General features: G+C 71.6%; 11 protein-coding genes. 5 read left to right on the top strand and 6 right to left on the bottom strand.

Annotation, left to right across the window (positions count from 1 at the left end; genetic code table 11):
* Together LX15_RS09090 and LX15_RS09085 are read left to right on the top strand one after the other, a co-directional pair.
* On the top strand, positions 1 to 1,049 hold a 1,049-nt coding region (locus LX15_RS09090), incomplete at its 5' end, for an FG-GAP repeat domain-containing protein (protein ID WP_253669050.1).
* Between the two features lie 86 nt (positions 1,050 to 1,135).
* The gene (locus LX15_RS09085; protein ID WP_253669049.1) at positions 1,136 to 3,274 is read left to right on the top strand and encodes a N,N-dimethylformamidase beta subunit family domain-containing protein; all 2,139 of its coding nucleotides are present in this window, start codon (positions 1,136 to 1,138) and stop codon (positions 3,272 to 3,274) included.
* A 75-nt stretch (positions 3,275 to 3,349) separates the two neighbouring features.
* Here LX15_RS09085 and LX15_RS09080 read toward each other — a convergent pair whose 3' ends face one another.
* From LX15_RS09080 to LX15_RS09055, 6 genes are all read right to left on the bottom strand, one after another.
* Entirely contained in the window at positions 3,350 to 4,153 is an 804-nt protein-coding gene (locus LX15_RS09080; protein ID WP_253669048.1) for a polysaccharide deacetylase WbmS family protein, read from the bottom strand.
* Between the two features lie 9 nt (positions 4,154 to 4,162).
* Positions 4,163 to 4,798 carry an HAD family hydrolase gene (locus LX15_RS09075; RefSeq protein WP_253669047.1) on the bottom strand — a complete coding sequence of 212 codons (636 nt, stop codon included), beginning with the start codon at positions 4,796 to 4,798 and terminating at the stop codon, positions 4,163 to 4,165.
* A complete protein-coding gene (locus LX15_RS09070; protein WP_253669046.1) occupies positions 4,795 to 5,856 on the bottom strand; it encodes an ATP-grasp domain-containing protein in 1,062 nt (353 codons plus the stop codon). The genes LX15_RS09075 and LX15_RS09070 overlap by 4 nt, the downstream gene beginning before the upstream one ends.
* Positions 5,857 to 6,463: 607 nt before the next feature.
* Positions 6,464 to 6,949 (bottom strand): acyltransferase, encoded by a 486-nt coding sequence (locus LX15_RS09065; protein WP_308213433.1) that lies wholly within the window; start codon positions 6,947 to 6,949, stop codon positions 6,464 to 6,466.
* On the bottom strand, positions 6,946 to 7,881 hold the full coding sequence (locus LX15_RS09060) for an NAD-dependent epimerase/dehydratase family protein (protein ID WP_253669045.1): 936 nt from the start codon (positions 7,879 to 7,881) through the stop codon (positions 6,946 to 6,948). The genes LX15_RS09065 and LX15_RS09060 overlap by 4 nt, the downstream gene beginning before the upstream one ends.
* A gap of 70 nt (positions 7,882 to 7,951) precedes the next feature.
* The gene (locus tag LX15_RS09055) at positions 7,952 to 9,109 is read right to left on the bottom strand and encodes a DegT/DnrJ/EryC1/StrS family aminotransferase (RefSeq protein WP_253669044.1); all 1,158 of its coding nucleotides are present in this window, start codon (positions 9,107 to 9,109) and stop codon (positions 7,952 to 7,954) included.
* Between the two features lie 121 nt (positions 9,110 to 9,230).
* On the opposite strand from LX15_RS09055, the gene lhgD reads away from it, so the two are divergent.
* From lhgD to LX15_RS09040, 3 genes are all read left to right on the top strand, one after another.
* Entirely contained in the window at positions 9,231 to 10,418 is a 1,188-nt protein-coding gene (gene lhgD / locus LX15_RS09050; protein ID WP_253669043.1) for an L-2-hydroxyglutarate dehydrogenase, read from the top strand.
* A 264-nt stretch (positions 10,419 to 10,682) separates the two neighbouring features.
* On the top strand, positions 10,683 to 12,329 hold the full coding sequence (locus LX15_RS09045; RefSeq protein ID WP_253669042.1) for a glycosyltransferase: 1,647 nt from the start codon (positions 10,683 to 10,685) through the stop codon (positions 12,327 to 12,329).
* A complete protein-coding gene (locus LX15_RS09040; protein WP_253669041.1) occupies positions 12,326 to 13,234 on the top strand; it encodes a glycosyltransferase family 2 protein in 909 nt (302 codons plus the stop codon). Before LX15_RS09045 ends, LX15_RS09040 begins: the two co-directional genes overlap by 4 nt.
* Positions 13,235 to 13,266: the final 32 nt, after the last annotated feature.

Genomic DNA, 13,266 nt, shown 5'->3' with positions numbered 1-13,266 from the left:
GGTCGTATGAGCAACGGATGGACCCGGTCTGGGCGACCAACGCGTTTCTGAACGAGATGCAGCGGCTCTTCCCGAACAACTCGTGGACGTCCCTGCCCATCGGCCAGGTCGCGGCCGACGTCCAGCGTCCCCGAAGTGATCTCAAGGGCGAGTACGCGAAACAGACGGAGGACGCCGTCACGATCGCCAACGCCCTGTGGGACCACCGGACCAGGGGGAACCCGGGAACCGACGTCAGTGGTGACGGTTTCGCCGACGTCCTGGCGACGACGCGGGACGGGAAGCTCTGGTACTACCCGAACAACATCAAGAGCCCCGGGAACAACGGGCTGCCGTTCGGTCCGGGTTATTCGGTGTCGTTCGACAACTCCATGTGGCACACGCATCAGCGTGTCGTGGCGGGAGACGTGAGCGGCGACGGCCACGCGGACCTGTTGGCGACGTCGTCGGACGGCACGCTGTGGTGCTACATGAACGGGATCATCTACACCGGCCACCCCTTCGAGAAGGCGGTTGCCGTCGGCGGTCCCGACTGGAAGGAGGACAAGTTCCGCCTGGTGGCCGCCGCGGACGTCACCGGTGACGGGTACGCGGACGCGTTGGCGGTCGATGCCGACGGCAAGCTCTGGTACTTCCCGAACAACATCAATGGCCCGGAGCACAAGCCGTTCGGTGGCGGAGTCGCGATCGGTGGCGACTGGCGTGGTTTCACGCGCATCATCGCCGCCGACGTGAGCGGTGACGGGTACGCGGACATCCTCGCCACGGACGCCAATGGCGACCTCTGGTACTACGTGAACGGGATCGTCGTCAACAAGGGCGTCCCGTTCACCAGCGGAACGAAGATCGGTTCCGGCTGGAACTGGATGGGCGGCGTGGCGGCCGGCGACTACAGCGGCGACGGACACGCCGACCTCGTCGGGGTCGATCTCGACGGGAAGCTCTGGTATTACCCCAACAACTCCAAGAGCGACCCGAACGGCATTCCGTTCACCACGCGGGTCGAGACGCCGGGCAGCGACTGGCGCGGGTACGACCGAATCCTCTGATCCACCTTCTTCCTCCTGTTTCCGGTGCGGGGCTGGGCGGACCTCCCGGGGTGCGCCCGGCCCCGCCACTGTCGTGTGGAGAAAAAGTGACGCACAACTCGAATCCTGGTGTGGGCCGTCGCCAGGTGCTGCGCGGCGCCGCCCTTCTGGGCGCCGCGACCCTCTTACCCTCCTTCTCCGCCGGTACGGCGGTCGCGGAGGGGCCGCGCTACGACCCGCGACAGCGGTTCCTCCAACTCCTGTGCGGTGGGCGGGGAATCCTCTACGCCGTCCAGGCCGACGGCGAACTCCGGTGGTACCGACACCTGGACGTGGCCACGGGCGGCTCCCGCTGGGCGCCCGACGGCGGTCGTCCCATCGGCGCCGGCTTCCACCAGTTCCGCACGGTGCTCGCGTCGGCGGACGGCCAGATCTTCGCGTGCGGCGCGGACGGGACGATCCGGTGGTACCGGTACGAGGTCTCGAACCTCGCGACGGGTGAGGGCCGCTGGGTCAACGGCGCCGGACCCGTCATCGGCACCGGCTTCGACCGGTTCCCCCGGCTGTTCGGCGGCTGGGACGGTGTGATCTACGGGGTCGACGTCGACGGCGGCCTGTGGCGGTACCAGTACCTGGCCGGTGACGGCGGTGGCGGCGGGAAAGCCTGGGCCAACGGGGGTTCGGGCGTGCGGATCGGCGGCGCCGGCGCCGGGTTCAAGCCCTACCAACACCTCACGGCCGGCCCGGAGGGCGTGATCTTCGGGGTGCTCCAGGGCGGAGCCCTGCACTGGTACCGCCACGACGCCGCGAAGGACCGGTGGGACCACGGCGGCACCGCCGTCGAGATCGGCGGAGGCTGGGGAGACGGCGTCCACAAGCAGGTCTTCAGCGACGACACCGGCGTCGTCTACGCCGTCGCCGTGGACCGCACACCGCGGCCCGGCGACGACGACACCCTCATGTGGTACCGCCTGCTCAACGCGACGACCGTGGCCGCGGACGGGAAGCCCAACTGGGCCAACGGCGGCAACGGGCTCGCGGTCAGCACCGGCTTCTCCGTCGAACGCACCGGCGCCTTACAGGGGTACGCCAGCGCCTGGTCGGTCCGGCCGGGCCAGCACCTCGGCTTCTCGGTCTCCACCACCCACGACGGCGTCACCGGCTCGGTCCTGCGCCTCACCGGAGTCCCCCAACCCACGGCGGTGGGCGGCCCGCACCAGGTGCCCCGTGCCCTCCACCTCCTGCCCGAGGCCTACCGGGAGCGGGGATGCGGCTGGCCGGAGACGATCGGCCTGACGGTGCCCGCCGACTGGGCCTCCGGGGTCTACGCGCTGCGCCTCACGGGGCCCGCCAACCTGCGGTACGACGTGCCGTTCGTCGTGCGGCCGAGCGGCCCCCGCGCCCGGTGCGCGTTCCTCATGCCGACGAACACCTACAACGCCTACAACATGTGGGGCGGCCACAACCAGTACTCGGTGGGGGAGGACGGACGCCAACGCCTGGTGACCTTCCTGCGGCCGAGCACGTCCACCGAGATCGAGCCCGCCGGCCGGATCAGCCACACGCTCTACAGCGACCTGCTCCTCCTGCGGTGGATGGACTCCAACGGCGTGGACTACGACTGCTACGTCGACGCGGATCTCGACGCTGACGGCGACTGGCTCGGCGGGTACCGGGCGCTGGTTCTCGGCACGCACCCCGAGTACTGGTCGGAGACGATGCGTCAGCGGGTCGTCGACTACCTCGACGCCGGCGGTCGCCTGATCTACACCGGTGGGAACGGCTTCTACGAGCGCATGAGCTTCCACGCCGGGCACACGGCCGCGATCCACCGGGCGAAGAACGGGGACCGGGACATCCTCGGCGCGCTCGGCCTGTCGGAGTCCCAGATCATCGGGGGAATCCTGTCCCCGGCCTACATGGACTTCCACCCCTACCGCGTCGTCGCGGACCACCCGTTGCTCGCCGGAACCGGGCTGCGTCCCGGCGACAGGTTCGGCGCCGTCGCCTACAACGGGGCCGCGAGCGGCTGGGAGGTCGACGCGGTCCCCGCGTCAGGGGTGCCGGGAGTCGAGGTCATCGCGCGGGGCGAGAACCCCGCTGGCGGCGCGGACATGCTGTTCTTCCCCAAGAACAACGGGGGCTGGGTCTTCAGCGCCAGCTCCATGTCCTTCAACGGCGCCCTGCCCTACGACGCCGCCGCCCGGCGAATCCTGAGGAACGTGTTCGATTTGGCCCTCCGGTAGCGCGCGCCGAACAGGGCCGGAGACGACGACGGGTGGGTCCACGGTCGACCGCGGACCCACCCGGACGGCACGGGCTCAGGCCGAGGGCAGCACCGCGAGCGTGTCCTGGCTGTCCACGATCGCGGCGGCCTCGTCGCAGAGGTCCTCGAACGACCGCCACTTCTCACCGTCGGCCCGGGCCGCGTCGATGATCGCGGTGACCACGTCGCGCACACCGAACCCGTCGTGCGCCAACGCCGCCGGGTCCGCGCCCTCCCCATAGATGCCCGACCGACGCGAGTCGTAGAAGGCCATGCTGGGGCTGTTCAGCGCGAGGTGGATCGGGTGAACGTTGAGGATCTTCAGGCCGGGGGCGGCCAGGGTCGCGCGCAACGGCGTGATGCCCAGCTCCGGCCCCGAGTCGGGGAACATCCGCATCCACACGTCGTCCTCGAAGTACACCGGCAGCCGGACGATGCCGCTGGCGTGCACCGACGGCACCAGATGCCCCGAGAACGCCGAGGGGAACTGGGAGTCGAACCGGATCCCGGCGTTGGCCAACTCGGTCAACGCGAGGTAGCTCTCCCGGAACCCGTGGGTGCGCACCGTCCGCACCCCGGGCAGGAACTCGGCCATGTGCCGGACCACCGACGGCTCGTCGTCGCCGTGCGTGGAACCCGGGAAGAAGTTGGGGTGCCAGCCCCGGGTGACCAGACCCTCCTCGGCGGCCCGGTCCAGCGCCGGCGACGGGTTCGTCTGGAACACGTGCAGCGGCACGTCCAGCCGCCGCACCCACTCCAGCATCACCTCGGTGGCCCACTCCGGGGCCCAGTCCTGGTCGGCGGTGACGGCGAACCGTCTCTCGGAGGCCAACGCCCCCCACGGAGACCCAGTCGTCATGACTTCCCCTCAGCTCGTTCCGGCCAAGTCGGCCAGCACGGCGTCGATCGACCGTGCCGGCTCCACCGCTCCGGTGCCCTCACGCACCGGGACGAACCGCACCGGCGGGCGTCCCCACACCCGTGCGTAGGCCGCCACGGCCTCGCGGTCCGCCTTGCTGTCCCCGACGAACGGCAGCTCGTCGCCGTCCGCCACGTCGCCCAGGGCCGTGACCGCGCGGCGGACCGGCTCCGGATCGGGCTTCAACAGCCCGCACTCGTCACGGGTGATCTCCACGGGGAACGCGCCCGGCAGCAGCCCCGCCTCGCGCAACGCCCGTACGCACGCCCGACCGTTGCTGGTGACCAGCGCGACGGGCGCCCCGGAGGCCAGCAGCCTGCCGAGCGCGTCGTCGGAGGTCAGCGCGCGGGCGGTCGCCCGGGCCCACCGCACCTCGTAGGAGTCGATCAACTCCCTGGCCTCGGCGACACCGCGCCCGGCGACGCTGAGCGCCCGGTACATCGGGAAGATCCCGAAGTGGTCCAGGGGAACGCCCTCGCGCTCCGCGAGCGCGCGCAGCCCCGCCCGCAGCGCCTCCAGGTCGTCCCGGGGCGCGGCGAGGTCGACCAGGGTGCCGTCGAGGTCGAACAGGGCCGGCCGGCTCATCGCGGCTCGACCCGGCGGGTCGGCACCACCGTCCGCCAGGTCCGCAGCAGCTCGGTGCCGATCTTCGGCGTGGGCACGGCGAACTCCTCGCCCAACGCCTGCTTCACCGCCAGGTACGGCATGTTCACGCCGGCCGCGACGGAGAGGCCGATGGTTCCCGGGATCCGGGGGTTCACCTCCAGCAGGCGCGGCACGCCCGCGTCGTCGCAGCGGAACTGCACGTTGACCACGTGGCTCAGCCCGAGCAGCCGGACCACCTGCTCGGCGGCCTCCGCGGCCGCCGGGAGGTCGACCACCACCGAGTGGGTCGCGAGGCCGTAGAGGGTGGCCAGCCGGTCCCGCACGACGGACACGAGGGTGCGGCCGTCGTCGCACAGCACGTCGACGCTGTACTCCTTGCCGGGCAGGAACTCCGCGAGGTGCGCCGGCGGCAGCTCGGTCGTCTCCGCCAGGCCGCTCATCAGGTCGTCGTAGCGGATGCGCAGGTTGTCCCGGTCGAACAGCCGGGTCATCCGGTCCAGCGTCGGGTCGACGACCTTCACGCCCTGGGCACCGGTGCCGCGGTTGAGCTTGAACACGAAGCCGCGCTCCGGCCAGCCGAGCTTCCGCGCGCCCGCCTCCAGCTCCGGAACCGTCCGCACGGGGACGTACTTCGGGCACGGGACGCCGCCGGGCGCGCACGTCTCCAGCAGCGCCAGCTTGTCGTTGGCGTTGGCGATGGCGTCCACAGTGGACGTGACAACCGGGAGGCCGCGCTCCAGGAAGAACTCGGCGCGGGCGGCGAAGAAGGGCTGGTCCTCAGTGGACAGTGGGAGGAGTACGTCGGCGCGGTGCTGGTCCGCGAGGTCGAGCAACGCGTCCACCAGCGCGTCCGGCTCGTCGCGCAGCGGCACGAGCGCGGCGTGGTCGGCGAGGTGCAGACCGGTGGCGGACTCCCGGACGTCCACCCCGACGACCGTCACCTCCCGCTCCCCGTTGTCCTTCAACGCCTCGATGACGGACGGGAAACCGTCGTTGCCGACGCTGGTCGCCAGGACGGTGATCGGACGCAGGCTCACTGCGTGCCCTCCTCAACCATGCTCGTGAGCACCTCCCGGTGCTGGTGCGCTTCCTCCCAGCCCACCGACGTGGTGCTGGCGGACAGGCTCGCCGGAAACCTGTTCCCCGCCACGGACCTCGGGCGGCTGGGGCGCCGTGTTCGGCTCGGTGCCCGAAAAACACGGTACATGGGGCGCGATCTCTCTCCCCGTGCCCTCCGCGTGGCGCGACGCACACTCTCCGTGTCCCACGGGCACGGCCAGGAGAACGCGAGGGAGCACGACGCCCTCAACCTCGCACCACTCCAGGTACAGCCCCCACCCGCCCTGGGGGGCGAGCCCTGCTCCAGCCTATCGGCCCACCACCCGGCCCCCAAGGCGCGCGCCAGACCTGTGGAGGAAATCGGGTGACTGTGGACAACTCCGAGGCCGGCATCACCCAGGAGACACTCCGGCCGCCACCCGACCAGGGCCGTTGGACAGCGAAGGGCACCCAGAGCGACGAGCTGACACCTGACCTGCCGCCACAACACCGCCGCCGCCGAAGAGCGGACGAGCGGACCAGAACCCGGGCGCCGACCCGGTGCCCGCCCTTCGGCGCGACGACAGTGGGGCCGTTCGGGCGAACTCAGCCCTTCTCGGCGTCCGTGGGAAGCGGGTCGAACCGGAGTTCGTCGCCGTCGACGACGACCCGCGCGGTGGGCCGGGCGGGCACCCCGGTGACGAGGGTGCGCGGCGGAACGTCCTTCGTCACCACCGCGCCCGCGCCGACGACCGCCTGGTCCCCGATGGACACGCCCATCATCACGACGGCGTTGGCACCGAGGAAGACCCGGTCGCCGATCCTCACCGGGGCACGGTCCACAGTGGAGTACTCCCTGCCCGTGACGCACCGGCGCACCGTGTTGTGGGTGTAGATGTGCACGCCGCAGCTAATGTCGCAGCCCGCGCCGATGGTCAGGCCCCCCGACCCGTCGATGACGGTGAACGCCCCGATCCACGTGCCGGGGCCGATCTCGGGCTCGCCGATGATCCAGGCGTGCGGGTTGTAGGGGTTGGCCGGGATGCCGTGCCGGGCGTCCCAGCCAACCCCGACGCCGTCAGGGGACGTCACGACGCCATGGTCCGCTTGACCAGGTCGGTCATGCCGTCCTGCACCGAGATCGTGGGCTCCCAGCCCAGGACCTCCCTGGCCCGGGTGATGTCGGCGGCGCGCCGCGACACCAGGACCTCGCGCGGGTTGAACTGCGGCTCCACGTCCACGCCCACCGCGTCGATCAGGATCTTGGCCAGGTCGGCGACCGAGGTGTCGATGCCGGTGCCCAGGTTGACCGCCATGTTGGCCCGCTCGGCCTCCAGCGCCGCGACGGTGCCCCTGGCGATGTCGTGGACGTGGATGAAGTCCATCGACTGCTCGCCCTTGCCGTCGATCACCGGCGGCAGGCCGTTGCGCAGCCGGTTCACGAAGTGGTTGATCACCGACGTGTAGTAGGCGGTGGTCTTCTGGCCGGGGCCGTACACGTTGAAGAAGCGCAGCGCGATCCAGGACAGGTCGGCCCGCCGCTGGTAGAAGCCGAGCAGGTCCTCGCCGGCCCGCTTGCTGATGCAGTACGGGGTCAGCGGGTCCAGCTCGTCGTCCTCGTGCATCGGCAGCTTCTTCGGGTCGCCGTACACCGAGGCGGACGAGGCGAACACCAGCCGCTCCACGCCGTGGTCGGCGGCCGCCGCGAACACGTTGTGGTTGCCGACCATGTTGATGTCGATCGACTCGTACGGGTCGGCCTGGCTCTTGTTGATCGACACCGCGGCGAAGTGGATGACGTGGCTGCACCCCTTCATCGCGTTGTGCACCGCGCCGCCGTACCGCACGTCCTGGTCGATCAGCTCGACGTCGCCGGTGGCGACCAGCTCGGCCACCTTGTCCCTGTCGCCGCGGAACATGTTGTCGAAGATGCGGACCTTGTAGCCCTTCTCCAGCAGCATGGGCACGACGTGCATGCCGATGAAGCCGGCGCCACCGGTGAAGAAGACGGTGCGGGAAGACATCCGGGGATCGCTCCTGTGTGTCGGGTGCGGTGCGTGTCGTTTCCGGTGAGGCTGGTGGGGCGCCGGTCGCCTACGCCGAGGCGGAGGCGACCTCGGTGACGACCTCGCGCAGGGTCTTGGCGACCCGCTCCACCTGGTCGTCGGTGAGGTTGGCGTGCATGGGGATGGCCAGGTGCCGGCCGAACAGGTCCGCCGAGACCGGGCACGGCGCCGTCGACCCGTACAGCGGCTGGAGGTGCGAGGCGTAGGTGCCGAAGTTGCACTGCACGCCGCGCTCCCGCAGGCGCAGCGCGACCTCGCCCCGGTCGACGCCGGGCGCGAGGGTGACCACGTAGGACTGCCACGGGTGCACCCGGTCCGGCAGCTCCACGGGCAGGGTGACCGCCTCCAGGTCGCCGAGCAGCTCGGCGTAGCCCTGGGCGACGCGGCGCCGGTTGGCGAGCAGGCTTGGCAGCCGGTCGAGCTGGGCCAGCATGATCGCGGCGGCCACGTCCGACATCCGGTAGTTGTAGCCGAGCTCGTCGAAGGACGGCACCGGCAGCTCGCGCGCGCCCTCACGCGTCAGCGCGGGCTCGATGCCGTAGGTGTGCAGCTTGCGGGCCCTGGCGACCAGCTCGACGTCGTCGCTGGTCAGCGCCCCGCCCTCGCCGGCGGTGATGCCCTTGCGGCCGTGGAAGCTGAAGGTGGCCACGTCGGCCAGCGAGCCGGCCGGCCGGCCCCGGTAGCTGGCGCCGGCGGAGCAGGCCGCGTCCTCGACGAGGAACAGCCCGTGCCGGTCGGCGATGGCGCGGTACTCGTCGAAGTCGCCGGGCTGGCCGAACACGTCCACGGCGATGATGCCGACGGTGCGCGGGGTGATCGCGGCCTCGACGGCGGCGGGGTCGGCCGACCAGATGTCGGGGCGGATGTCGGCGAACACCGGCTTCGCGCCGGTCCACAGCACCGAGTGGCCGGTCGCGGGGAACGTGTAGTCGCCGACGATGACCTCGTCACCCGGCTTCACGCCCAGCGTCAGCAGCGCCAGGTGCAGCGCGGTGCCGCAGTTGCTGGTCGCCAGCGCGCCCGCCGTGCCGGCGACGGTGGCGAACCGCTCCTCGAAGGCGCGGCAGGTGGGGCCGGCGCCGGACAGCCAGCCCGACTCGAACACCGATGCCACGGCGGCGAGTTCGGCCTCGCCGACGGTCGGCTGACCGAGGGCGATCGGACCCTGGGCGTTGCTGTCGGACATACCTCTCCCCGGGTTGGTCGGACGCGAGTATATGGAGCGGATGGGAGCCGCCCGATGGCGGACCGTAGGCTCGACCAGCACGGTACCGGGTCATGAACCGCAGCTCAGGGGTGATCGCTGGATGCAGCACGTGGCGGTTGTCGGTGGTGGGATCGTCGGGCTCGCGGTCGCGCACGAGCTCGCCGCCGAGCGCGGCGTCTCCGTCACGGTGCTGGAGAAGGAGACCGCGTGGGCGGCCCACCAGACCGGCCACAACAGCGGCGTGATCCACGCCGGCCTCTACTACAAGCCCGGCTCCCACAAGGCGCGGATGGCCGTGGCGGGCAACCGGTCCATGGTGCGGTTCGCCGAGGAGAACGGCGTTCCGGTGGAGGTCTGCGGCAAGCTCGTCGTCGCCACCGAGCCCGACGAGCTGCCCCGCCTCCAGGTGCTCGCCGAGCGGGCCGAGGCCAACGGCGTCCCGGCCAAGCGGATCGAGGCCGCCGAGGCCCGCGAGTACGAGCCCGAGGTGAACTGCCTGGCCGCGCTGCGGGTGGAGACCACCGGCATCGTCGACTACGGGGCGGTGTGCCAGGCGCTCGTGCGACGCCTCGGCGAGCTGGGCGCTGAGCTGCGGACCGGCGCCGAGGTGCTCGGCGTGCGCGGCAGGGGCGGCCGCGTCGAACTGGCGACCCCCGGCGGGATCGTCAGGGCGGACGCCCTGGTCAACTGCGCCGGCCTGCACAGCGACCGGATCGCCCGGCTGGCCGGGCTCCGGCCGGCGGCGCGGATCGTGCCGTTCCGCGGCGAGTACTACGAGCTGCGCCACGACCGGCGGCACCTGGTCCGCGGCCTGATCTACCCCGTGCCGGACCCGACGCTGCCGTTCCTCGGCGTCCACCTCACGCGGATGATCGACGGCAGCGTGCACGCCGGCCCGAACGCCGTGCTCGCGCTGCGCAGGGAGGGCTACCGCTGGCGGGACGTCTCCCTCCGCGACCTCGCCGAGGTGGCGCGCTTCCCCGGCTCGTGGCGGCTGGCCAGGAAGTACGCGCGCACCGGCGTCGACGAGGTGCTGCGCTCCTTCTCCCAGCGGCGGTTCGCCGCCAGCCTGGCCCGGCTCGTGCCGGCGGTTCGCCAGGAGGACCTCGTGCGGGCCGAGGCGGGCGTGCGCGCCCAGGCGATGCTGCCGGACGGTTCCCTCGTCGACGACTTCCTGTTCGAGATGGGGCCGAGGCAGGTGCACGTGCTCAACGCGCCGTCACCGGCGGCGACCGCCAGCCTGGAGATCGCCCGGCACGTCGCCGACAGGGTGATGGACGTCCTCTGACCCCGGCCGCCCCGCCCCAGCCCGCCGCTGTCACGCGGCAGGGTGAGGCAGGGGCGCGGAGGCGGGGAGCGGCCCCGTCCCCGGCCCCGCCGGCCCATGATCGCCGGTGGGGGAGGGTCCGACGGCTTCGCCGCAGGTGAGTGGCGTGATCGGCCGCGGGGGAACCCGGGGGTGACCGAGCACACCCGCCGTCCGGCTGTAGCATCGGTTTCGCTTCCGGCTCCCGCTCGCGGTGAGCGCCGACCCAACCCCCCTCGAAGAGACGTGACGGAAAAAGCCGACAACGTGAAGCTTCCCAAGACCTTCGAGCTGCTCGACGAGAGCGGTATCGGGCTTGATGGTGCCGGCGGTCTGCTTGACGAGCGGGAACGCCGCCTGCTCGTGGGCGCCGCGAACTTCCACGCGCTCGCCGGGCCGGGCCGGACCTTCCGGTTCACCGTGCTGCGCGGTCCCGACGGCACGCTCCCCTCCCTGACGGACACCGCCTGCCACCAGATCGACTGGAAGGACGACCGCGAGGTCGTCGGCTCGCTGGTCGTCCGCAGCCTGGTGCACACCACGGCCAAGTTCTCCCCGTCCGACGGGCTGGTGGACCTCGTGGTCGACGTGGGCGGCGCCCCGCAGACCACCTCGGCCTACGACCAGCTCACCGGCCTGCTCGGCAGGGCGCGGCGCACGGCGCGGTTCCTCGCGCCGGTGCAGTTCGACGCGCTCCGCCAGTTCCGCACGGACGTGGTCGAGCGCCGCCACCGCAGCCGGCCCGTGCCCAGGAAGGCGCCGGTCCGGCTGACCAGGGGCACCATGGCCCGCCGGCCGTCCACGAAGCGGGCCGTCCTGTTCGGCCTGCACTGGCTGGAGCTGGGCGGCGCCGAGCGCTGGGCCCTGGAGACGGTGCGGATGGCGAGCGAGGCCGGCATGGTGCCGATCGTGCTCACCGACCGCCCCTCCACCCACCCGTGGATCGAGCGGCCCGAGCTGGACGACGCGGTGGTCGTGCCGCTGACCCACCCGATCAGCCCCGAGCAGGAGTCGGCGTTCCTCAACGGCCTGCTCTCGGCCTACGACGTCCGGGGCGTGCACCTGCACCACTGCACGTGGCTGTACGAGCGGCTGCCCTGGCTGAAGTCCGTGCGCCCCGACATCCCGGTGGTCGACTCGCTGCACATCCTGGAGTGGCGCACCGGCGGCTTCGTCGACATCGCGGTCCGCATGTCGAACATGATCGACAAGCACCACGTGATCTCGCCGCAGCTCAGGGACTACCTCATCGGCCGGCAGGGCGTCGAGCCGGACAAGGTCGAGCTGGCCACCCTCGCCAACCTCACCACCGCCGACATCGACCGGCCGGGCCGCGCCCAGGAGGCGTCCGGCCCGTTCACGGTGTCCTTCGTCGGCCGGTTCACCCAGCAGAAGCGGCCCTACCTGTTCCTCCAGCTCGCGGCCGAGCTGCGGGCGACCGCGCCCGGCCCGGTGCGGTTCGTCATGCACGGCGACGGCGAGCTGGCGGGCGAGGTCATGGCGCGCCGCGCCCGGCTGGGCCTCAGCGACGTGCTGGAGGTGCGCGGCCCCGACCAGCCGGTGGCCCGCACGCTGGCCGAGACCGACGCGCTGGTGATCTCCTCCGACAACGAGGGGCTGACCCTGACCTCGTTCGAGGCCACCGCCGCCGGCGTGCCCGTGGTGTCCACCGACGTCGGCTCGCAGGCGTCGCTGATCGCCGACGACCTGCTCTGCCCCCGCCACCCGTTCCCGTTCGTGCGGACGGCCGCCGAGCGGCTGCGCGCGATGATGACCTCGCCGGACCAGCGCAAGACCTGGGTGGACGAGCAGGCGGTCAAGGCGGAGGCCTTCGCCAAGCTCCCGGACGCCCGTACCTGGACCCGCGACCTCTACGAAGGATGGCTCACGTGAGCACCCCAGCCAGCGTCGCCGCTGTCGTCGTCACCTACAACCGCAAGGACAAGGTCACCAAGGTCCTCGACCACGTCCTGTCCCAGACGCGCAAGCCGGACTGGGTGCTGGTCGTGGACAACGCCTCGACCGACGGCACACCCGAGGTGCTGGCCCGCTACACCGAGCACGAGCACGTCCGCCTGCTCCGGCTGGAGGAGAACACCGGCGGCGCCGGCGGCTTCGCGCACGGCATGTCCAAGGCCTACGAGCTGGGCGCCGACTTCGTCTGGATCATGGACGACGACTGCTACCCCAACGAGGACGCGTTGGAGGAGCTGGTCAACGGCCACGCCAAGGCCGAGGAGGCCATGGGCATGCAGTTGCCCTACGCCTGCTCCGTCGTGAAGTGGACCGACGGCGACATCTGCGAGATGAACAACCCGGGCACCACCTGGGACTGGGGCCGCCTGCTCGCCAAGGGCGTCGACGGCGTGCTCACCACGTACTGCTCGTTCGTCTCGGTCCTGGTGCCCCGCTGGGCGATGACCCGCTTCGGTCTGCCGCTCAAGGAGTACTTCATCTGGTTCGACGACGCGGAGTACACGCTGCGGCTCAGCAAGGCGGGCCCCGGCGTGCAGTGCCTGCGCAGCGTCGTGGTGCACGACCTGGGCACCAACCGCGGCGTCAACTTCGCGGACATCAACCACAGCAACATCTGGAAGTTCGAGTACGGCGCCCGCAACGAGGCGTCCTACCGGCTGCACCACGAGGACTTCGGCGCGTTCCTGCGGGTGGTGCAGCGCGCGCTGCGGGGCATGCGCGAGGGCAGGGTGGCCTGGCCGCTGCGACTGCGCGTGCTCAAGGCGCTCGCGCGGGGCGTGCGGTTCAACCCGAAGCCGGAGTTCCCGCGCTCGGTGCTCTGAGCGCGCGGGCACGCGACCGCTTCGAGGGGCGG

The sequence above is a fragment of the Streptoalloteichus tenebrarius genome, from assembly GCF_024171885.1.
Lineage (GTDB): Bacteria > Actinomycetota > Actinomycetes > Mycobacteriales > Pseudonocardiaceae > Streptoalloteichus > Streptoalloteichus tenebrarius.
This window is presented reverse-complemented; position numbering and strand designations above follow the sequence as displayed.

Excerpts from the sequence above, each read along its gene's own strand:
- LX15_RS09080 (WP_253669048.1), bottom strand. The coding sequence starts at position 4,153 with ATGACGACTGGGTCTCCGTGGGGGGCGTTGGCCTCCGAGAGACGGTTC.
- LX15_RS09075 (WP_253669047.1), bottom strand. The coding sequence starts at position 4,798 with ATGAGCCGGCCGGCCCTGTTCGACCTCGACGGCACCCTGGTCGACCTC.
- LX15_RS09060 (WP_253669045.1), bottom strand. The coding sequence starts at position 7,881 with ATGTCTTCCCGCACCGTCTTCTTCACCGGTGGCGCCGGCTTCATCGGC.
- LX15_RS09055 (WP_253669044.1), bottom strand. The coding sequence starts at position 9,109 with ATGTCCGACAGCAACGCCCAGGGTCCGATCGCCCTCGGTCAGCCGACC.
- lhgD (WP_253669043.1), top strand. The coding sequence starts at position 9,231 with ATGCAGCACGTGGCGGTTGTCGGTGGTGGGATCGTCGGGCTCGCGGTC.